The 20,779-nt window shown below is 75.4% G+C and carries 17 protein-coding genes; 5 read left to right on the forward strand and 12 right to left on the reverse strand.

Going from position 1 to position 20,779, the window contains the following annotated elements:
* Positions 1 to 110 precede the first annotated feature (110 nt).
* Positions 111 to 560: a YdeI/OmpD-associated family protein gene (locus E8D37_RS19545; protein WP_136571487.1), complete on the reverse strand. Its 450-nt coding sequence runs from the start codon at positions 558 to 560 to the stop codon at positions 111 to 113.
* A gap of 73 nt (positions 561 to 633) precedes the next feature.
* A complete protein-coding gene (gene topA / locus E8D37_RS19550) occupies positions 634 to 3,375 on the reverse strand; it encodes a type I DNA topoisomerase (RefSeq protein WP_136571488.1) in 2,742 nt (913 codons plus the stop codon).
* A gap of 260 nt (positions 3,376 to 3,635) precedes the next feature.
* Between topA and E8D37_RS19560 the strand changes: the two genes are divergently transcribed.
* Both E8D37_RS19560 and E8D37_RS19565 read left to right on the forward strand, forming a co-directional pair.
* Complete coding sequence (locus E8D37_RS19560; protein WP_168929834.1) at positions 3,636 to 5,360, forward strand: Ig-like domain repeat protein; 1,725 nt, start codon at positions 3,636 to 3,638, stop codon at positions 5,358 to 5,360.
* A 79-nt stretch (positions 5,361 to 5,439) separates the two neighbouring features.
* Entirely contained in the window at positions 5,440 to 7,083 is a 1,644-nt protein-coding gene (locus E8D37_RS19565) for a carboxypeptidase regulatory-like domain-containing protein (protein ID WP_136571491.1), read from the forward strand.
* Between the two features lie 42 nt (positions 7,084 to 7,125).
* On the opposite strand, the gene E8D37_RS19570 is transcribed toward E8D37_RS19565, so the two are convergent.
* The 3 genes from E8D37_RS19570 to E8D37_RS19580 all read right to left on the reverse strand — a co-directional run bounded on the left by E8D37_RS19570 (position 7,126) and on the right by E8D37_RS19580 (position 10,816).
* Positions 7,126 to 8,649: a methyltransferase gene (locus tag E8D37_RS19570; protein WP_136571492.1), complete on the reverse strand. Its 1,524-nt coding sequence runs from the start codon at positions 8,647 to 8,649 to the stop codon at positions 7,126 to 7,128.
* 97 nt (positions 8,650 to 8,746) lie between these two features.
* Positions 8,747 to 10,288, reverse strand: coding sequence for a hypothetical protein (locus E8D37_RS19575; RefSeq protein WP_136571493.1), 1,542 nt, complete (start codon positions 10,286 to 10,288; stop codon positions 8,747 to 8,749).
* Between the two features lie 189 nt (positions 10,289 to 10,477).
* Positions 10,478 to 10,816: an anti-sigma factor antagonist gene (locus E8D37_RS19580; protein ID WP_136571494.1), complete on the reverse strand. Its 339-nt coding sequence runs from the start codon at positions 10,814 to 10,816 to the stop codon at positions 10,478 to 10,480.
* Positions 10,817 to 11,039: 223 nt separating this feature from the next.
* Between E8D37_RS19580 and E8D37_RS19585 the strand changes: the two genes are divergently transcribed.
* Positions 11,040 to 13,385 (forward strand): DEAD/DEAH box helicase, encoded by a 2,346-nt coding sequence (locus E8D37_RS19585; protein ID WP_346763598.1) that lies wholly within the window; start codon positions 11,040 to 11,042, stop codon positions 13,383 to 13,385.
* 32 nt (positions 13,386 to 13,417) lie between these two features.
* Here E8D37_RS19585 and E8D37_RS19590 read toward each other — a convergent pair whose 3' ends face one another.
* From E8D37_RS19590 to E8D37_RS19600, 3 genes are read right to left on the reverse strand one after another with little or no spacing between them, the layout of a single operon-like run.
* Complete coding sequence (locus E8D37_RS19590; RefSeq protein WP_136571495.1) at positions 13,418 to 13,795, reverse strand: Rv3654c family TadE-like protein; 378 nt, start codon at positions 13,793 to 13,795, stop codon at positions 13,418 to 13,420.
* On the reverse strand, positions 13,792 to 14,238 hold the full coding sequence (locus tag E8D37_RS19595; RefSeq protein ID WP_206055866.1) for a TadE family type IV pilus minor pilin: 447 nt from the start codon (positions 14,236 to 14,238) through the stop codon (positions 13,792 to 13,794). The genes E8D37_RS19590 and E8D37_RS19595 overlap by 4 nt, the downstream gene beginning before the upstream one ends.
* On the reverse strand, positions 14,235 to 14,492 hold the full coding sequence (locus tag E8D37_RS19600; protein WP_136571496.1) for a DUF4244 domain-containing protein: 258 nt from the start codon (positions 14,490 to 14,492) through the stop codon (positions 14,235 to 14,237). Before E8D37_RS19600 ends, E8D37_RS19595 begins: the two co-directional genes overlap by 4 nt.
* A gap of 184 nt (positions 14,493 to 14,676) precedes the next feature.
* Here E8D37_RS19600 and E8D37_RS19605 point away from each other — a divergent pair, with 184 nt between their 5' ends.
* Positions 14,677 to 15,573, forward strand: coding sequence for an alpha/beta hydrolase (locus E8D37_RS19605; protein WP_206055867.1), 897 nt, complete (start codon positions 14,677 to 14,679; stop codon positions 15,571 to 15,573).
* Here E8D37_RS19605 and E8D37_RS20670 read toward each other — a convergent pair.
* Genes E8D37_RS20670 through ssd form a run of 4 tightly spaced genes read right to left on the reverse strand, consistent with a single transcriptional unit; the run spans position 15,554 to position 19,389 of the window.
* Positions 15,554 to 16,186 carry a type II secretion system F family protein gene (locus tag E8D37_RS20670; RefSeq protein WP_136571498.1) on the reverse strand — a complete coding sequence of 211 codons (633 nt, stop codon included), beginning with the start codon at positions 16,184 to 16,186 and terminating at the stop codon, positions 15,554 to 15,556. The two genes, E8D37_RS19605 and E8D37_RS20670, sit on opposite strands and share 20 nt — an antisense overlap.
* Before the next feature lies 1 nt (position 16,187).
* Positions 16,188 to 17,012 carry a type II secretion system F family protein gene (locus E8D37_RS19615; RefSeq protein WP_136571499.1) on the reverse strand — a complete coding sequence of 275 codons (825 nt, stop codon included), beginning with the start codon at positions 17,010 to 17,012 and terminating at the stop codon, positions 16,188 to 16,190.
* Positions 17,009 to 18,199, reverse strand: a complete 1,191-nt coding sequence (locus E8D37_RS19620) for a TadA family conjugal transfer-associated ATPase (RefSeq protein ID WP_136571500.1) — start codon at positions 18,197 to 18,199, stop codon at positions 17,009 to 17,011. The genes E8D37_RS19615 and E8D37_RS19620 overlap by 4 nt, the downstream gene beginning before the upstream one ends.
* Positions 18,196 to 19,389, reverse strand: coding sequence for a septum site-determining protein Ssd (gene ssd / locus E8D37_RS19625; protein ID WP_136571501.1), 1,194 nt, complete (start codon positions 19,387 to 19,389; stop codon positions 18,196 to 18,198). Before ssd ends, E8D37_RS19620 begins: the two co-directional genes overlap by 4 nt.
* A 136-nt stretch (positions 19,390 to 19,525) precedes the next feature.
* On the opposite strand from ssd, the gene E8D37_RS19630 reads away from it, so the two are divergent.
* Positions 19,526 to 20,314 carry an HAD-IB family hydrolase gene (locus tag E8D37_RS19630; protein WP_136571502.1) on the forward strand — a complete coding sequence of 263 codons (789 nt, stop codon included), beginning with the start codon at positions 19,526 to 19,528 and terminating at the stop codon, positions 20,312 to 20,314.
* Positions 20,315 to 20,779: the final 465 nt, after the last annotated feature.

Consider the following 20,779-nt stretch of genomic DNA (forward strand, 5'->3'; position numbering starts at 1 on the left):
ACCCTCTGCCCCACCCCAACCCCGCCCATCGTCGAGGTGTTGCAGACACGCCTTGAGCCCAAGTGCCCGGAAAGGTTGCTCACACACCGCCCACCCAGCCGCCACCGGCCTCAGAGCAGCGCGCGCACCTTCTCGGGCAGCTGCTCGAGCCGCCGGGCTCGGGTCTCGTCCTTCTTCGCCTCGCTCACCCACCGGACGAGCTCCTTGCGGCGGCTCGGGGCGAGCCGGTCGAAGCCGTCACGCAGACCGGCGGCGGCGAGGGCGTCCGCCACCTCGGTGGGCACCTCGACGGTCCGCGGAGCGTCCTCGGTCACCAGGACGACGTCCACCTCGTCACCGGCCTCCACCCCCGCGGCGGTGCGGACGGCCTTGTTGAGCCCGACCAGGTTCTCCCCGCCCATCCGCGCGACGCGGCCGGGGAACGTGTGCCCGGCGACCGTCGCGGTCACGGGGAACACCTTCCTGCCCTCGCCGAGCGCGGCCACCTGCTCGTCGGTGAGGACGACGGCCGCGGCCGGACCCCGCTTCTCCAGGGTGGCGCGCAGGCGCAGCTCGGTCATGGGCAGAGCGTAGGCCGGAACGCAGCGGTCGCCCGCGGCCACCAGGGCTGCGGGCGACCGGACCGGCGTCGGGTCAGCTCTTCTTCGCCGCAGCCTTGGTGGTCGTCTTCTTGGCCGCGGTCTTCTTCGCAGCGGTCTTCTTCGCAGCGGTCTTCTTGGCGGCCGTCTTCTTCGCGGGGGCGGCCTTCTTCGCCGCGCCCTTCTTGGCGCCCTTCTTGGCCGGGCCGCGCTCGCGACGCTCGGCCAGCAGCTCGGCGGCGCGCTCGATGGTGATCGACTCGACCGAGTCGTCCTTGCGCAGCGTCGCGTTGTACTCGCCGTCGGTGACGTACTCGCCGAAGCGGCCGGACTTCACGACCACCGGGTTGCCGGACACCGGGTCGGGGCCGAGCTCCTTCAGCGGCGGCGCGGCGGCGGCGCGGCCGCGCTGCTTGGGCTGGGAGTAGATCTTCTCGGCCTCCTCGAGGGTGACCGTGAAGAGCTGGTCCTCGCTGGCCAGCGACCGGGAGTCGGAGCCCTTCTTCAGGTACGGCCCGTAGCGGCCGTTCTGGGCGGTGATCTCCTCGCCGTCCGCCCCGGTGCCGACCACGCGGGGCAGGCTGAGCAGCTTGAGGGCGTCCTCGAGGGTGATCGAGTCCAGGGTCATCGACTTGAACAGCGAGCCGGTCCGCGGCTTGGCCGCACCCTTCTTGCCGGTCGGCGCGTCCTCGGGGAGCACCTCGGTGACGTAGGGACCGAAGCGGCCGTTCTTCGCGACGATCCGCAGGCCGGTGTCGGGGTGGGTGCCGAGGTCGATCTCCTCGCCCGCGGGGTTGGCGAAGAGCTCGGTGGCCTTCTCCAGGGTGAGCTCGTCCGGCGGCAGGTCGTCGGGGACGTTGGCGCGCTTCCCGGCCGGGTTGCCCTCGTCGTCCGGGCCCTCGAGGTAGGGGCCGTAGCGCCCGACCCGCAGGTGGATGCCGGAGTCCGGGCCGCCCACCGGGAAGGTGGCGAGCTCGCGGGCGTCGATGTCGCCCAGCTCGTCCACGAGCGTCTTGAGCCCGTGGGTCTGGCCGGTGCCGAAGTAGAACTCGGCCAGCTCGGTGGCACGGTCCTTGCGGCCGGCCGCGATCTCGTCGAGCACGTCCTCCATCTGGGCGGTGAAGGCGTAGTCGATCTGCCGCGGGAAGTGCTCCTCGAGCAGGCGGATCACCGAGAACGCCAGCCACGCGGGCACCAGCGCGGTGCCCTTCTTGTAGACGTAGCCGCGGTCGGTGATCGTCTTGATGATGGAGGCGTAGGTCGACGGGCGGCCGATCTCCCGCTCCTCCAGCTCCTTGACGAGCGTGGCCTCGGTGAAGCGCGCCGGCGGCTTGGTCTCGTGGCCGTCGGCCGAGAGCGACGCGGCGCTGAGCGCAGCACCCTCGGTCAGGCGCGGCAGCCGCGTCTCGGCGTCGTCGGTGGTGGCGCCGTGGTCGGTGCCCTCGACGTAGGCCTTGAGGAAGCCGTGGAACGTGATCGTGCGGCCCGAGGAGGTGAAGACGACGTCCTCGCCGGACGCTGCGGCGCCGCCGAGCCGGACGGTCACCGTGTTGCCCACGGCGTCCTTCATCTGCGAGGCGACCGTGCGCTGCCAGATCAGCTCGTACAGCCGGAACTGGTCGCCGGTGAGGCCCGTCTCGCCGGGGCGGCGGAACGTGTCGCCGGCCGGGCGGATCGCCTCGTGCGCCTCCTGCGCGTTCTTCACCTTGCTGGCGTAGGTGCGCGGGGCGTCCGGCACGTACTCGCCGCCGTAGAGCTCGGCGATCTGCGCGCGGGCGGCGCCGATCGCGGAGTCCGACAGCGTCGAGGAGTCCGTACGCATGTAGGTGATGAAGCCGTTCTCGTACAGCCGCTGCGCCACCGACATGGTGGTGGAGGCGCTCATGCCGAGCTTGCGGCTCGCCTCCTGCTGGAGCGTGGTGGTGCGGAACGGCGGGTACGGCGAGCGCTTGTACGGCTTGGACTCCACCGAGCGCACCGAGAAGTCGGTGTCGCCCAGCGCGGTGACCAGGGCCTCGGCACGCGCACGGTCGAGGTGGACGACGTTCGCACCCTTCTTCAGGACGCCGTCCTGACCGAAGTCGGTGCCGCGGGCGACGCGCACGTCGTCGACGGTGTGCAGCCGGGCCGGGAACATCCGCGGGTCGTGGTCGGCCCCGGCGTCGAAGGTGCCCTCGAGGTCCCAGTAGGACGCCTTGCGGAAGGCGATCCGCTCCCGCTCCCGGTCCACGACCAGGCGGGTGGCCACGGACTGCACGCGCCCGGCGGACAGGCCGGACATGACCTTCTTCCACAGCACGGGCGAGACCTCGTAGCCGTAGAGCCGGTCGAGGATGCGGCGGGTCTCCTGGGCCTCGACGAGGTCCATGGCCAGCTCGCGCGGGTTGGCGGCCGCGTCGAGGATCGCCTGCTTGGTGATCTCGTGGAAGACCATCCGCTTCACGGGGATGTTCTTCGGCTTCAGCTCGTCGAGCAGGTGCCACGCGATGGCCTCGCCCTCGCGGTCCTCATCGGTGGCGAGGAAGAGCTCGTCGGCGTCCTTGAGCAGGCTCTTGAGGTGCGTCATGTGGGACTTCTTGTCCCGCGGCACCACGTAGTAGGGCTCGAAGCCGTGGTCGACGTCCACGGCGAGCCGGCCCCACGGCTGCTCCTTGATCTTCGCGGGGGTGTCCGCGGCGGACTGGGGCAGGTCGCGCACGTGGCCGCGCGAGGACTCCACGACGTAGCCCTGGCCGAGGTAGTCCCCGATCTTCTGAGCCTTCGTGGGGGACTCGACGATCACCAGCTTGTGTGCCACGGACCTGCTTCCTTCGAGGGGGTGGGGGCGGCGCGGACGCCGGCGGGGATGTCGGGTCCGCCGGCGCGCCCGGCGGGGTCACCGTAGCGCGTGCCTGGGACAAGGCCAGGCGGGACCACGTTGCGAGCCGGTTGCGGACGCGTCCGGACGGACCACCCTCCTCCCCCATCGAGGGTATGTTCCGGCGTCCCCCGGACGTCCCGCCGCGGCCGGCCCGACAGTTCTCCTTGACGCCCCACCCAGCGCGCCGAGGAGCAGCCATGGACACGTCGACGACCCCGCGCACGAACACCCCGCGCACGAGGAACCGGCGCGGGCTCGCGGTGCTGCTCTCCGCAGCCCTGCTCACCGCCGCCGCTCCGACGGCGGTGGCCCACGCCGGGTCGGCCGGGTCCGCCGCGACGTCCACCCTCGTCCTCCGCCTGCGGTCCACCGACGGGACGCCGGTCACCGGCACGGGCACCGTCACGCTCTACCGCTGGGACGGGCTGAACCACGCCTTCGAGGCCGACGGGACGACCGTCGCCGTCAGTGCCGACGGCGATCGCCTGGTCGTCGTCCGGCACGAGCTCGACTCACCGGGCCTGTACTACGCCTCCCTGCGCTCCGACGACGGCCTCGAGGACGCCCTCAGCGGCGCGGCCGCCACGGCGCCCATGTCCCCCACCGACCCCGGCACGGTGCGGGTGGGGTGGGACTCCTCCGCCGTCACGCGGCTGCCGCTGAGCCAGGCACCGTCCCTGGTGCGCCTGGCCGGTCGCGCGGTGGACGCCCAGGGCGGCCCGGTCGCCGACCTGCCCGTGGCCGTCCACGAGACCGCGGACGTCTCCCGCGCGCAGTCCACGACCACGGACGCCGACGGCCACTGGTCCTTCCGGGTCCGGCCCGACCGCGACCTCGCGGTGTCGGTCGGCACACCCGCCTCCGGCGACGACTACGACCCCGTCCAACAGGTGAACGCGCTCTACGAGCCCACGCTGCTCGCCGAGCACAGCCCGCTCACCGGCGTGCTGCGCACCGGCGCCGTCGCTGTCGACCCGGCCCGGGACGAGACGATCAGCGGGCGGGTCCTCCGCGCCGACGGGTCGCCGGTGGCCAGGGCCACCGTCCGGGTCTGGCCCACGTTCGGCACCCGGTGGGGTCTCTACACGTGGCAGGACGCCGAGACCGACGACGAGGGACGCTTCAGCGCACCGGTCGCCTCCGGCATCGCCTACGAGCTGACCGTCCACGACCTGCCCGGCAACAGCTCGGCCGAGGCCATCGAGGGCTGGGCGGCCGCGCCCGACGCGGACCGCAACGAGCGCTACGTGGTGGACGGCGGCCCCGTGGACGTCGGCGACCTGGACGTGGGCGGCGGCTTCGGCGGCGGCACCCGCAGCATCTCCGGCACGGTGAGCAGCCCCGACGGCCCGGCGGCCGACGTCGAGGTCAGCCTCTACGAGTGGCGGGCCGGCTCGCCACAGGTCGCCCTCGGCCAGGAGACCCCGGTCGTGCGCACGGACGCGCTCGGCCACTACTCCTTCGACGACCTGCCCGACGGCTGGTGGGGCGTCCTGGTGAGCCTGGGCGACCAGCGGCGCGGCCTGACCTGGTTCGGCGGGCACCGGCCCACCTCGCTCTCCGACGCGGGGACGGTCTCGACCGTCGGCGGCGACGCGGTCGCCGACGTCCAGGTCCGCTCGGTGACCGGGACCCGGCTCGAGGCCACCGCCGGACGGCCCGGCATCGCCCGACTCGTGGCGCACGTGACCGTGACGACGCCCGTCGGTGAGGTCGGCGCACCGCAGGGCACCGTGCGCTTCCTCGTCGACGGACGGTCCGTCGGCACCGCCGACCTCGACCAGGACGCCGACCAGGACGGTGTCGCGCGGCTGCGCGTCCCCGACCTGGACGCCGGCCGTCACCTCGTGCGAGCGCGCTACCTCGGCGACGACTCCACCGGCGCCTCCACGAGCGGGGTCGAGCGGGTGACGACGAGCTGACCCACGTCGGACGACGCCCACCTCATCCAAAGCCGCACCAGCCCAGCCCGCACCAGCCCAGCCCCACCCAGGAGCACCCATGACCTCGTCACACCTCACGTACGCCCGGCGCCTCGTGGCGCCGCTGATGGCGGCGCTCCTGCTGCTCGCGGTCGTGCCACCGGCGCCCACCCAGGCGGCTGAGGGTCCCACGCTCGTCCTGCACCTGGAGTCGGCCGACGGGACCCCGCTCACCGGCAGCGGGACGGTGACGCTCTACCGGTGGTACCGGTCGTCGCAGGTCTTCACGACCTTCGGCACGGACGTCGACGTCGAGCTCGACGGCGACACCTCGGTCGACCTTCCCTACCGGCCCTCCTGGTCCGGCCGCTTCTACGCCGTCCTCCACTCCGACGACGGGCTCGAGGACGTGCTCGCCGGAGGCGTCACGCAGGCGCCCTCGGGCCCCCACGACGCAGGCACGTTCCGGACGTCGAGCAGCGACCCGACCGTCGTGCCGATCACGGTGAGCCCGGCACCGGCCCTGGTGCGCATCTCGGGGCGGGCCGTCGATCGCGACGGCGACCCGGTCGCGGGCCTTCCGGTCGCGTTCTACGAGACCTCGAGCACCTGGCACGACGGCGTGACCACCACGGGCGCGAGGGGACGCTGGTCGTTCACCGTCCGGCCCGACCGGGACCTCGCGCTCTCGGTCGGCACACCCACGTCCGGCGACGACTACGACCCCGTCCAGCAGGTGAACGCTCTCTACACACCCACGCTCCTCACCGTCCACAGCCCGACGAGGGGAGCCCTGGGCCTGGGCGCCGAGACCGTCCAGCCCTACAGCGTCCACTACCTCCGGGGGCGCGTCGTGCTGCCCGACGGCACCCCCGCGCGGCAGATGTCCGAGGTCGACCTCACGCCCTGGTTCGGCCACGCCTGGGGGATGTACACCGCGGTCGGGGCCCTGACCGACGAGGACGGCAGGTTCGCCGTCCGCCTGCCGGCGGGGGTGAGCTACCAGGTCACCGTCGGCAACCGGCACGAGGGCGACTTCATCTACGGCGGGCTCTCCGCCCCGGTCCTGCTCGAGGGGGACGTCGACCTGGGCGACGTGCCGGCGGTGTCTCTGGAGGCGGGCACCCGCAGCCTCTCCGGCAGGGTGGTCGGCCCGGACGGTCCCGCCGCCGGCGTCACGGTGACCGCGGCGCAGTGGTACGTCGGCGGGTTCCACCTGGGCAACGGGTACATCGACACCACCACCGTCACCGACGAGGACGGCCGCTACTCCTTCTCCGACCTACCCGACGGCTGGTGGAGCGTCCACGCGATGGTGGACGGCCGAGCCGTCTCGGGCGCCTGGCTGGGCGGCGCCCGTCCCCGGTCCGTGGACTCCCCGGGGTCACTGTCGCTCGTCGGGCAGGACGCCGTCGCCCCCGACCTGCAGGTGCGGGCGGCCACCAGCACCGCCCTCGCGGCTTCCGCCCCCCGACGCAGCAGGGTCAGCCTCACCGCGACCGTCACCGTGACAGCCCTGTCCGACCCTTCCTGGCCCGACGGACAGGTGCGATTCCTGGACAGGGGTCGGCCGGTCGGCACCGCGGCCCTCGACCCCGACGGCGTCGCCACCCTGTCGGTCACCGAGCTCGCCGCCGGCCGACACCGCTTCCAGGCCCGCTACCTGGGGACGTCGACGTCCTCCCGGTCGCACAGCGCCCGCGTCACGGTCACCGTGCCCTGAGCCGGGCGCACCGGGAGGAACGGACGTGGGCCTCGGCGAGGCTCAGGCGGGCAGCAGGAAGCCCTCGCGCACCAGCTCCGCGAGGACCGGGAGGGTGTCCTCCCGGGTCGCGGACGGCTCCAGGTCGAGCAGCTGCGAGACGGCGTCGAGGATGACGCCGACCGGCAGCTCGCCGTCGCACGCGCCGACCACGGCGGCCAGCACGGTGTCGGCCTGGCGGGCCCGGCGCAGCCCCGTCTGCTGGCGCAGCACGATGGTCTCGGGGTCCTCGGCACCGGCCGCGCCGAGGGTCTCCTGGCGGACGTCCGCGCGCAGCCGCAGCGTGCTGTCGGCGTCCACGACGACCGCGGCGGCCTCCGCCCACGCACCGATGGCCGGCGCCACGGGCTGCTCGACCTCGTAGGGCCACGACAGGAGCTCGTGGACGCCGGCCGGCCGGGTGTCCCCCTCGTCGCGGCGTCGCAGGTTGATCCAGCCGAACCCGATGCCCTCGACACCCTGCTGCTCCAGCCACGACAGCCAGGTGTCGTAGCGGCGGTGGTACTCCGCGAGGTCGGTGTTGCCGGTGCTCGGGTGGTGGCCGGAGTCCTTCAGCCACAGCTCGACGTAGGCGGCGGGGTCGAGCACCTCACGCTGGACGACGAAGGCGTCCGTGCCGTCGTCGAGCCAGCCGGCGAGGCGCTCGTCCCACGGCTGGCCGACCGCGATGACCCAGTTCGCCAGCACCTGGCACCAGCCGCCCGGGTTCAGGTGCCCCGGGGCGGCACGGACGATGTCCTCGACGACGCGGTCGCCGGGCAGGCCGGAGTCGCGGTAGACGAGCCGCTCCCCCGTGGCCGGCGAGATCACGAACGGCGGGTTGGTGGCGATGAGGTCGAAGCGCTCCCCGGCGACGGGCTCGAAGAAGGAGCCGTCGCGCACCTCGACCAGGTCGTCCACGTCGTTGAGGGCGGCGTTGAAGCGGGCCAGGTCGAGGGCCCGGGCGTTGACGTCGGTGGCGACGACCGCGCCGGCGTGCCGGGCCAGGTGCAGCGCCTGGACGCCGCAGCCGGTGCCCAGGTCGAGCGCCGAGCCGACCTCGCCGCGCAGCGTGAGCTGGGCCAGCGAGGTGGAGGCGGGGCTGATCCCGAGCACGTGGTCGGACCCGACGCGGGACGGGGTGCCGTCGAGTCCGGGCGTGAGGTCGGAGACGACCCAGAAGTGGTCCGTGACGGTCCCGCGGTCGCCGTCCGCGCGCTCGCTGGCGTAGGGCCGGACGTCGAGCCGGGCCGCGACCTCGCTGATGGAGTGCGTGAGGATGCCGCGCGAGCTGAGCCGGTCGACCAGGCCCGGCAGCGCCGCCTCGGCCTCGGACGCGGCGACCGGGACCTGCAGCAGGAAGAGCCGCACCAGCGTCTCCAGCGGGCTGCCGCCCCGGGTGCGACGCAGGCCCGGCACGGTCTCGTTGCGGGCCAGCGCGCCGTGGGCCAGCGGCCCCAGCAGCTCGGCCACCGACTCGTAGGTGAAGTCCGCGGCCACGAGGGCGTCTCGGAGCAGGTGGGGCAGGTCGCGGCGGTCGTCACTCACGAGTACGAGCCTAGAGCGGCACCGGTACGACAGGACGCCGGCGTCCGCACCGGGGGGACGGTGGGACGCCGGCGTCCGGCTGGGGGCGGGGGTGCGCTCAGCGACGCTTGACCCGCACGGGCACGCGGGCGGTGTCGGCCGCGACGCCCCGGGTGCCGGTGTACTTCACGAGGAGGCGGTGCTTCCCGGGGGCCAGCTTCTTCAGCCGCAGGACGACGGGCTTGCCGGCCGAGGCCTTCGTGATCCGCTTCGCGGCCACCGTGCGCTTGCCGTCCTTCACCAGGACCTTGCCACCCTTGGTGCTGATCCCGAGCGCCTTGACCGAGACGCGCATCTTCGCGCGCTTGGCCCGGGTGACCCGCTTGGTGAGGACCTTGCCCTTCACCGTCGAGACGGCCTTGCGGGCCGTGCGGGCGTCGCTGGTGGCCAGGGCGGCGCTGTGGCCCTCCCAGGCGCTGGTCGCGGCGACGCTGACCTGGTGGCCGACGTCCTTCGCGCGGAGCTTGTAGCGGTCGCCGGTCGCGCCGGCGATCGCCGAGCCGTCCCGCATCCACTGGTAGGTGGTCGCGGCGGCGGCCTCCGACCAGGTCGGGCCCTCCACGCGCAGGGTGCGGCCGGCGCGGGCCTTGCCGACGGTGGTGGGCAGGACGTCGACGGTCGGGGCCGCGCCGGTGAGGACCGTCAGCGGGTCGCTCGAGCCGGTGCCGACCTCGTGGTCGAGCAGCGTGCCGGTGACGACGACGACGAGGTCGTGGCCGAGGTCGCCGACCAGCGGCGTGTAGCTGGTGCCGGTGGCGCCGGGGATGTCGACGCCGTCGAGCGTCCACTGGTAGGTGGTGTCGACGCCGAGGAGGTCCCAGACGATGGTGGACGGGTCGACGCTGAGCAGGGCGTCGACCGACGGCGTGCCGTCGAGTCCGGGGGTCTGGGAGAGGACCGGGGCGGCGCCGAGCGGGGCCGCGAGCACGGTGAGGCCGCCGCTGGTCACCTGGCCGACGTCGTAGCCGGCGAGGGTGCCGGTGACGACGAGCGCGAGCACGCCGTCCACGTCGTCGACGACCGGCGTGTAGCTGGTGCCGGTCTCGCCCGGGATGTCGACGCCGTCGAGCGTCCACTGATAGGTGGAGACGACGCCGAGCAGGTCCCACACCAGCGAGGCGAGGTCGAGGGAGACCACGTTGCCGACGACGCCGTCGCCGTCCAGCGTGGGGGCGTCCGCGGTCGGGGCGTCGCCCGCGAGCCCGAGGACGGGGGCGGTGCTGACGGTCTCGCCGGGCACCGGGATCCCCCCCACCGTGGCGACGAGGACCGCGACCAGGTTCTCGCCGACGTCCGCGGCCTGCACGGTGTAGTCGGAGCCGGTGGCGCCGGTGATGTCGGCCCCGCCGCGCTGCCACTGGACCGTGGTGACGGCGCCGAGGGTGTCCCACACCGGGTCGGCGACGGAGAGCACGGTCCCGACCTTGCCGCTGCCGGTGACGTCGGGGACGCCGATCAGGGACGCGGGCGTGCGGGTGCTCGTGGGCGAGGCGGGCTCCGCCAGGGCGGCGGCGGGGACCGAGGCGAGGCCGAGGCCCGCGACGAGCGCGATGCTCAGCAGCGGGACGGCGCGGGCAGGGCTGGGACGGCTGGGCCGCATGGGGGGACCTCCCGGGGGGATCTTGAGCGTCTCCTGTGACGCTCGGCATCCCTGACGTTAAGGAGTTGTGAATGCCCCCGGGGACTTGTTGCACCCGTGCACCGAGGCAGACGCAAAGACCCCCTTCCCTCAAGTGGGAAGGGGGCCTGCCGAGACGCGCGGACCTGCGGTGACGCCCGCTGTCGGCGCTCAGCTGGAGGCGAGCGCGGCCTCCGCGGAGTCGTGGATGACGAAGACCTTGGCCAGGCCGGTGATGCGGAAGATCTTGAGCAGCCGGTCCTGGGTGCACACCAGCTGGAGCGAGCCGTCGTGGGCGCGGACCTTCTTCAGGCCGCCGACCAGGACGCCGAGGCCGGTGGAGTCGAGGAACTCGACCGCCTCCATGTCGATCACGAGGTCGTAGACGCCGGCGGCGACCAGCTCGGTGATCTTGTCGCGCAGCTTGGGGGCCGTGTAGACGTCGATCTCACCGCCGACGGCCACGACGGTCGTCCCCTCGACATCGCGGGTGGTGAGGGTGAGGTCCACGGTGGGCTCCTTGTCGTGCGTCCTGCGGGCTGCAGCTCTGGGGGATGGCCGGCCGGCACCCCGCTGCTCGCGAGGACATGCCAGGTCAACCGACCATATGAAACCACGTCCACCTGTGGTGCGCACGCGTACGCACACCTCCCCCACCACAGGGTGAGACGGTCCCCACGGCCCCCTCGGCGGGGACGGCTGCTGTCGGCGCCCTCTGACACCATCGGGGCTCGTGAGCACCGACGCCCAGCACCGCCCCCCGCGCACCCCCGCGGGCATGACGGACGTCGTGCGTCGGCTCGCGCTGCCGGGGCACCGCGACGGCCGGCTCACGCACGTGCGCGACCTGCCCGCGCGCGGGGCCCGCCCGGTCGAGTGGCCGGCCTGGGCGCACCCGGACGTCGTGGCCGCGTTCGGCGACCGCGGCGTGGAGCGTCCGTGGGCCCACCAGGTGGCCGCCGCGGACGCCGCCTGGGCCGGCCGGCACACGATCCTCGCGACAGGCACCGCCTCCGGGAAGTCGCTGGCCTTCCAGCTCCCCGGGCTGACCAGCGTCCTCGAGCACCGCGGCCGCCGCGGCCAGCGCGGGGCGTCCGTGCTCTACGTCGCGCCGACCAAGGCGCTGGCGCAGGACCAGCTGGCCTCGGTGCGGGGGCTCGGCCTGGACGTCCGGGCCACCACCCACGACGGCGACTCCTCCCCCGAGCAGAGGGAGTGGGCGCGGGACCACGGGGAGTACCTGCTCACCAACCCCGACATGCTGCACCGCTCGATGCTGCCGGGGCACGAGCGCTGGTCCGGCTACTGGCGCACGCTGCGCTACGTCGTCCTCGACGAGGCGCACCACTACCGCGGCGTCTTCGGGGCCCACGTCGGGCACGTGCTGCGGCGCCTGCGCCGGGTGTGCGCCCACCACGGCGCCGACCCGGTGCTCGTGCTGGCCTCCGCCACCGTCGCCGAGCCCGCCGCCGCGGGCCGGCTGCTCACCGGCCTCGACGTCGAGGCGGTCACCGACGACGCCTCGCCCCGGGGCCGGATCACCGTCGGGCTCTGGGAGCCGCCGTTGACCCAGGTCACCGGCGAGAACGGCGCGCCGGTGCGCCGCTCCGCCGCCTCGGAGACCGCCGACCTGCTCGCCGACCTGGTGGTGGAGGACGTCCGCACCCTGGCGTTCGTCCGCAGCCGCCGCGGGGTGGAGCAGGTGGCCGCGACCGCCGCCGAGCTGGTCGACGAGGTCGAGCCCGGCCTCGGCCGACGGGTCGCGGGCTACCGCGGCGGCTACCTGCCCGAGGAGCGGCGGGAGCTCGAGCAGGCCCTGCGCTCCGGGGAGCTGCTCGGCGTGGCGGCCACCAACGCGCTCGAGCTCGGGATCGACGTGGCCGGGCTGGACGCCGTCCTGCTCGCCGGGTTCCCCGGCACCCGCGCCGCCTTCTGGCAGCAGGTCGGGCGTGCGGGACGCGGTGGCCAGGACGCCGGCGCCGTGCTGGTCGCCCGCGACGACCCGCTCGACACCTACCTCGTGCACCACCCCGAGTCCCTCTTCGACCGGCCCGTCGAGGCCACCGTCTTCGACCCGGCGAACCCGTACGTGCTGGCACCCCACCTGTGCGCCGCGGCCCAGGAGCGGCCGCTCACCGACGGCGACCTGGACGTCTTCGGCCCCAATGCGGCGGCGGTGCTCGACCAGCTGGTCGCCGGCGGGCTGCTGCGGCGACGCCCGCGCGGCTGGTTCTGGACCGACCAGCGCCGCGCCGCCGACCTCACCGACCTGCGCTCGAGCGGTGCCCGCGCCGTCCAGCTCGTGGAGACCGGCACCGGGCGCGTCGTCGGGACCGTCGACGGCGCCTCGGCGCACGCCCAGGCGCACGCGGGAGCCGTCTACGTGCACCGCGGCGAGACCTACCTCGTCACCTCCCTCGACCTCGACGAGCACGTGGCCGTCATCGAGCGTGCGGAGCCGCGGTACTCCACCTCGGCGCGCGAGTCGGTCGACATCCGCGTCGTCGCGGAGGCCGAGCACGTCGACTGGGGCCCGTGCCGACTCACGCGCGGCCAGGTGGACGTGTCCAGCAGGGTCGTCTCCTTCCTCAAGCGGGCACGGCCCAGCGGCGAGGTGCTCGCCGAGGAGCCGCTCGACCTGCCGGAACGCACCCTGCGCACCTCCGCCGTGTGGTGGACCGTGCCCGACGACGTCCTGGTCTCCACCGGCCTCGCCGAGCTCGACCTCGCCGGGGCGGCCCACGCCGCCGAGCACTGCTCCATCGGCCTGCTCCCCCTCTTCGCCACCTGCGACCGGTGGGACATCGGCGGCGTCTCCACCGTCACCCACCCGGACACCGGGATGCTCACCGTCTTCGTCCACGACGGCCACCCCGGCGGCGCAGGCTTCGCCGACCGGGGCTTCCGCGCCGCCGGCGCCTGGCTGGGCGCCACCCGCGAGACCATCGCCTCCTGCGAGTGCGCCGAGGGCTGCCCCAGCTGCGTGCAGTCGCCGAAGTGCGGCAACCAGAACAACCCGCTCGACAAGGCCGCCGCCCTGCGGCTGCTCGACGTGCTGCTGGCCGGCGCCCCCGACTGAGTCCGGGGCGGCTCAGCCGGGTCCCGCGCGGCTCAGCCGGGTCCGGCGCGGGCCCGCGCCGTGAGGGTCACCCACCGACCCAGCGGGCCCGGCGCCCGGCCCGAGGCGACGAGCAGGACGTCTCGCCCCTCCTCCGTGCACGAGGCCACCTCGGCTCCGTTGCGGGCCACCACCGGACCGGCCGCCGCGCAGCCGGCGGCCCCCTGCGCGAGCGCGCCCGCCCCCGCCAGGGCACCGAGGTCCGCCGCGGTCTCCACCCGGCGCTGGGCCACGACCACGCCCGCGACCAGCGCCAGCCCGTAGCCGACCACCGCCAGGACGCCGACCAGGGCGACAGCGACCACCGCGGCCGCGCCCCGGTCACCCCGTCCGTGGCCGGTGCGTCCTGCGTCTGGCTGCCCCGCGCTCACGGTGCCGTCCCGACGACCGTGCCTGCGACCGCCCCCGTGTCCTCGACCACGGCCGTCGCCTCGGCACGGAGCTGTGCCCCGGGCAGGTGCGAGAGCAACCCGCCGGGGCCGGCCAGGACGGCCGCGACGGTCACCGTCACGGTCCCGGCCGACTCGTCCGCGTCCACCGTGGCCCCCTCGGGGGCGATCCCGGCGACCAGTCCGGTCGCCACCGCTGCGTCCTCGCCCCGGGCCATCGCCCGGGCGGCCTCCCGCGCCGCGTCCGTCACCCGCAGCTGGGCGAGCCCGACCGTGAGCAGCCAGAGGAGTGCTGCGGCCACCGCGAGCAGCAGCGGCAGCACCATCGCCCCCTCGGCGGTGACGACGCCCCGGTCGCCCCGGTCGCCCCGGTCGCGGGCACACCCGCCGAGGACCCGGCGCGCGGCGGGGAGGCCCGCGCTCACCCGAGACCCAGCTGGGCGAGCACGTGGTCGAACAGGGTGGTGAGCAGCCTGTTGCCGAGGCCGCCGGTGAGCAGCGTGTAGAGCAGGCCGGCGAGGCCGGCGCCGGCGGCGGTGCCCACCGCGTACTCGGCGGTCGTGATCCCGCGGTCGTCGCGCCGGCGTCCACGGTCGGACGGCTGCGGGTCGGACGGCTGCCGGACGGGCCGCTCGGTCGAGCGGTGCGGGTCGTGCGGGACGTGCGTCTGCTGGTGCATGGTTCCTCCTCGCGGGCCGCCGGGTGCGGCCGTCCCCTCCACCCTCGGGGCGTCGGGCGGTGCCAGGGTCGGGCCGACGTCGCGCTGTGCACGGCCCACCCGCGGGGCCTGCCTGTGGGCGCTTCGCGGCCGTAGGCTGCGAGCGCGGGCACGGCCGCCCGCGCCCCCGCCCCCAGGAGCACCCGTGCTGGCACTGCCCGACGCCGTCGTCCCGGCCTTCGTCCACCTCACCCGCGCCCAGCGGATCTTCGCGACCCGCGAGGCCGCCCGGGCCCACGTGGAGAAGATGGCGCTGCGCCCGGCGGCCTTCGGGCCGCCGCCGCTGCTGCGCCGCGACGTGCAGGTCACCGCGGAGCGGGTCGACGGCTGGCCCGTCTACACGGTGCGCCCCCGCACCGGGCGGCCCGAGGGGGCGGTCGTCTACTCGCACGGCGGCGGCTGGGTCAACGACATCTCCGCGTTCCACTGGTACCTGATCGCCCAGGTGGCGGCCGAGTCGTCGACCACCGTGGTCGTGCCGATCTACCCGCTGGTGCCGTTCGGCACGGCGGGCGAGGTGGTCGCCGGCGTGGCGGCCCTGGTCGAGCGGACGGCCCGGGAGCACGGGCCCACGAGCGTCGCCGGGGACTCCGCCGGTGGGCAGATCTCGCTCTCAGTCGCCCAGGTCCTCCGGGACGCCGGCCACGTCCTGCCCGCGACGGTGCTCATCGCCCCCGCGCTGGACCTCTCCCTCTCCAACCCGGCCATCCCCCCGATGGAGCACACCGACCCGTGGCTGGCCCGCGACGGCGGGCTGTACCTGTCCGAGCGGTGGGCCGGCGACCTGCCCCTCACCGACCCGCGGGTGAGCCCCCTGTTCGGCGACCTGGCGGGCCTGGGGCCGATCACCCAGTTCACCGGGACCCGCGACATCCTCAACCCCGACGCACGGCTGCTCGCCGAGCGCGCCGCCGAGGCCGAGGTGCCGTTCGAGCAGCACGAGGTCGAGGGCCTGCTCCACGTGTACCCGCTGACCCCGACCCGCACCGGCGCCACCGCCCGGGCCCGGATCGTCGAGGTCCTCAGGCGAGCAGCCCGCTGAGCATCCCGGCGGCGACCGGCACGATCCCGAGCAGCACGAAGGACGGCAGGAGCAGCAGCCCCAGGGGCACCGCCGCCCGGACCCCGACCGCCCGGGCCGCGTCCTCGGCCACCGTCCGGGACTCCTCACCCATCTGGACGGCGAGCCGGTCCACCGCGCCCGCCACCGAGGCTCCGGTCCGGTGCGCGCGGTCCAGGGTGCGCCCGAGACGCCCCAGGGCCGGGTCCGCCGCGAGCTCGCCCCAGACCGCCCCCGGGTCGACGCCGAGCTCCAGGGCCCGGGCCGTCGGCCGCAGCCGCTGAGCGGCCGGCCCGGGGAGCACCACCACCGCGAGGAGCAGGGCCCCCGACGGCGCGGCGCCGGCCGCCAGCCCGGCCGCGACGAGCGCGACGAGCGCCGGGAGGTCCCTGGACGCCTGTCGCTCCTCGCGTCGGCGCCTGCGTCGGGCGGCTGCCGCCCCCAGGGCTCGCTCCCCCGCCGGGGCTGCGCCGGGCGCCTCGTGGGCTGTGGCAGGACGGGAGCGGTCGCGGCGCAGGGACGGCCGCCCCGGCGGCACCAGCAGCGCCACCGCCGCGGCCAGCAGCAGCGCGGGCAGCCAGACGAGGGGCGGCACCTCAGCCCTCCTTGGTCGCCCGGGCGGCGAGCCGCTCCACCCAGGCCAGTCCGCACGTGCCGAGGAGCAGGCCGAGGCCCAGGCACCACGTGCCCGGGGTGGTGGTGAGCAGGAACCCCACCGGGTCCGATCCGCCGGAGGCGCCCATGAGCAGGGCAGGGACGGGGAGACCCGCGACCAGCCTCGCCGTGGCGCGGGCGGAGGCCAGCTCCGCGCGGACGGTGCGGCGGGTCGCGCGGGCCCGGGTCTGCTCGTCCACGCAGCGCGACAGCGCGTCCGCCAGGCCGTGCCCGGTGCGCTGGGCGAGCTCCCAGGCGGCCGCCACCAGGCGCAGGTCCCCCGCCCCCGGCCGCGCGGCGAGTGCCCGCCAGGCGGTCGGCACGTCGGCCCCCACGCGGTGTGCCTCCGCCACGGCCCCGGCCGGGGGCCAGGCACGCGCCGCGTCCTCCAGGGCGACGCCCGGTGGGCGCCCGGCCACGAGGTCTCCCGCGAGGTGCTCGCAGAGCTCGGCGACGGCCTCGCCCGTGCGTACCGCCGCCCGTTCCCGACGCCCGGCCCGCACCAGGTGCGCCGCACCGAGGACGGCGGGCGAGACGGCCACGAGCGTGCCGAGCGCCCGGCCCTGGCCGAGCAGGACGGCGAACCCCACCGCGGACACCACCCCGACCAGCCAGGGCGCCGGACGTCGGCCGGCCACCGGCCGCGCGCCGCTCGGCCCCAGCCGGGCCAGTCGCGGAGACGCGCTGACGAGCAGGGACGCCGCCCCCGCGGCGCCGGCGGCGCAGGCCAGGACCCAGGGTCCGGCCCCGGCGCCCAGCGACGTCATGGCGCGACCATCCGGGCCAGGAGCGGGGCCGCCGGACCCTCCTCGAGACGGCCGTCGGTCACCGTCAGCGCCGGCTCGACGCCCACGCGGCCCCGCCCGTCCGGGACCACCACCCCGACCGCGGCGAGGCCGCGCCGCCCCTCGCGGTCGCGGGCCACGTGCAGCACCACGTGCAGCCCGGCCGCCAGCTGGCTGTGGACGGCCTCGCGGTCCAGCCCGGCGGCCAGGGCCAGGGCCTCGATGCGGGCCGGCACGTCGGCGGGCGCGTTGGCGTGCAGCGTCCCGCACCCGCCCTCGTGGCCCGTGTTGAGGGCGGCCAGGAGGTCCACGACCTCCGCACCACGCACCTCCCCCACCACGATCCGGTCCGGGCGCATGCGGAGCGCCTGGCGCACCAGCGTGCGCAGGTCGATCGCGCCCGCGCCCTCGACGTTGGCGGGCCGGGCCTCGAGCGCCACCACGTGCGGGTGGGCGGGACGCAGCTCGCTGGCGTCCTCCACCAGGACCAGCCGCTCGCCGGGCGGCACCTCGGACAGCAGCCCCGCCAGGAGCGTGGTCTTGCCGGCGCCGGTGCCACCGGTGACCAGGAAGGCCACGCGGGCGAGCACGACGGCGCGCAGCAGCGCGGCCACCGGCTCCGGCATCGCTCCACGCTCGACGAGCGCGGAGAGCCGGGGTGGCTCGCCGGGCGGGACGCGTAGGGACAGCAGCGTCCCGGGCCGGGCCAGCGGCGCCAGGACGGCGTGGAACCGGGTGCCGTCCGGAAGCCGGAGGTCGCAGTGCGGGACAGCGTCGTCGAGCCTCCGCCCGGCGGACGCCGCCAGCCGCTGGGCCAGCCGGCGGACCGCAGCCTCGTCGGGGAAGCGCACGTCGGTGAGCTCGAGCCCGTGGCCGCGGTCGAGGTGGACCTCGCCGGCGCCGTTCACCAGGACGTCGGTGACCCCGGGCGTGCGGAGCAGCGGCTCGAGCGGCCCGGCGCCCACCACGTCCCGGCGAAGCGCCGCGTGGACCGCCAGCACCGTGGACTCCCCGACCGGGCGTCCGCCCTCGCGCAGCGCCGCCGCCACGCGCTCCGGCGTCAGCGCGCCCGGGGTGGCCACCAGCCTTCCCCGGACCTGCTCCACCAGCGCGTCCAGGCCGGGCACCGGGCCGGGGTCCGCTGTGATGGCTGGGGCGGGGCGGCTCATGCGACGTCCGGCACGAGGACCGACTCGAGGAAGCCGGTCGAGGAGGCCGCGTCGACGCGGCTGCGCGGGGGCAGCGCCCCGAGGTCGAGACGGTCGAGGACCTCGCGGGCCACCCGGGAGAGCGCACCCCGTCGCGTCCGGGCGGGGCCCAGCCCGAGGTCCACCGACTCCTCCAGCCCCCGCTGCTCGCCCACCCTGGCCAGCAGCGGGACCCCCACCGCGGCGGCCAGGGCCCGCTCGTCGACGGGCGCGCCCCGCACCAGCCCGCCGGTGGGCGCCAGCGCTCTCACCCGACCGGCCACGCGGCGCGCCGAGGCGGCGCCGAGCAGGTCGGGCCGGACCACGAGCAGGAGGAGGTCGCAGCGCGTCGCCAGGTCCCGGTCCGGGACGGCACGGGGCAGGTCGAGGACGACGAGGTCGTGACCGCGCCGGGCGGCGTCCACCACCTCGCGCAGCAGTGGCGCGCGCGGCGGGCCGGCGACGTCCTCGTCCCGCACGGGCCCGAAGGAGAGGACGCCGAGGCCGCCGCGCGACGGCACCGCCTCGCGCAGTGCCCGCGCGCCCAGGCGACCGTCGGTGCCGCCCAGGTCCTCCCATCGGACGCCCGGCACGTGGTCCAGCCCCAGGACCCGGTCGCAGCCCGGGCCGGTCGGGTCGGCGTCCACGACGAGGGCCGCCGCGTCGTCCGAGGCGACCTGCGCGAGCGCGCACGCGAACGTCGTGACGCCGACGCCCCCGGAGCCGCCCAGCACGCCGACGACCCTGCCCGGGCGCGGTTCCTCCTCGACGTCCGCGAGGAGGTCGGCGAGCGCGTCTCCGGCCCCCGGCACCGGGACCGCCGAGGTCGCCCCGAGGTCCAGCGCCCACCGGTAGCAGCCCTCGAGCCGGTCGGCGCGGGCGAGCACGTGGACGCCGGGTCGCGGCCGCGGTCGCAGCAGGACGATCTCCTCCAGGAGGTCCTCCCCGAGCAGCACCACGGACGCGGCGCGCCACCGGCGCAGCACGCCCGCGGCGTCCTCGACGAGCGAGACGCCCACGCCGACGGCGGCGGCCAGGCGTCCGACCTCGGCGACCAGCGAGGGATCTCGCGTCGCCAGGAGCACCTCGGCGTGGCCGGGGGTCGGGGTGGCCGTGGGTGGCCGGCCCTCCGGTCGAGCGGGGGCGTGGGGGCGGGGCGGGTGCAGGTCCATGCCGCCACCCTCGGGCCGGGCCGCCCCTGGCAGCGGGCCGCCGGACGCTGCTGGGGAGAACCCGGGCGCGAGCTGAACCTGTGAACGTCTGGTGGCCGACCGAGAGCCTCTGGACCGGCCCGGCTACCCTCGTCCCATGCCCGCTGCCGCGGCCTTCTTCGACCTCGACAAGACGATCATCGCCAAGTCGAGCACCTTCGCCTTCAGCCGTCCCTTCGCGGCCGGCGGCCTCATCTCGCGCTCGGCCGTCCTGCGCTCGGCGTACACGCAGTTCGTGTACCTCGTCGGCGGCGCGGACCACGACCAGATGGAGAAGATGCGGCAGTTCATGTCGCAGCTCGTGGAGGGGTGGGACGTCGCGACGGTGCGCGAGATCGTCGCCGGCACGCTCCACGAGATCGTGGACCCGATCGTCTACGCCGAGGCCGTCGAGCTCATCGCCCTCCACCACGCCGCCGGCCGGGACGTCGTCATCGTCTCCGCCTCCGGCGCCGACGTGGTCGAGCCCATCGGCGAGCTCCTCGGCGCGGACCACGTGGTCGCCAGCCGGCTCGAGGTCGGCGAGGACGGTCGGTACACCGGTGAGATCGCCTACTACGCCTACGCGGAGGAGAAGGCGGCCGCCGTCCGCGCCCTCGCCGAGGAGCGCGGCTACGACCTGTCGGCCTGCTACGCCTACAGCGACTCCGTGACCGACCTGCCCATGCTGGAGGAGGTCGGCCACCCGTCCGCGGTGAACCCCGACCGCGAGCTGCGCAAGGCCGCCAAGGAGCGCGACTGGCCGGTGCTCCGGTTCGACGTGCCGGTGGCGCTCAAGCCCCAGGTGAAGGGTCCTGCGATCACCGCGGCGGCCGTGCTGTCGGCCGGCGGCGTCGCGGCCGCCGGGTTGTGGTGGGGGCTTCGTCGCAGGTCAGCGGGCTCCTGAGCCCGCCAGCGGCGTCCGTCCTCGAAATGACCGCCGGGTAGCCCTTGTGGTCGCGGTCACAGAGGCGTACCAATGACTTCAGAAGGATCAGCACCACAAAGCAGCACCTGACCGGCGGTACCCACGCGGCGACCCACCCTTCTCACCAGGGCGCTGAAACCAGCCGGAGAGTCAGCACCGGCGGCAGCAACATGAGTGCACGCATGGTAGCCGTTGGTCAGGTGCCGGCGGTGGCCCTCGGGAACTACGCGTACCCGGGGGCCACCAGCGTTTTTCCGGGTGGCTTGCCTGGGTGGCTGGCCGACTCCGGACGTCATACGAACCGGCCCTGGGACGCACCCAGGTGGATGACGTCCCGGCTCCCCGGGGCGATCGGCGGTGCCGGAGCAACCGACCGCGGCAGGTGGATTCAACCCGCGTCTGCAACACCATGTTTTGGTGGGTGGGACAGTAGCCGGTCGAGGA

The sequence above is a fragment of the Nocardioides sp. GY 10127 genome, from assembly GCF_004919085.1.
In the GTDB taxonomy this organism is placed as follows: domain Bacteria; phylum Actinomycetota; class Actinomycetes; order Propionibacteriales; family Nocardioidaceae; genus Nocardioides.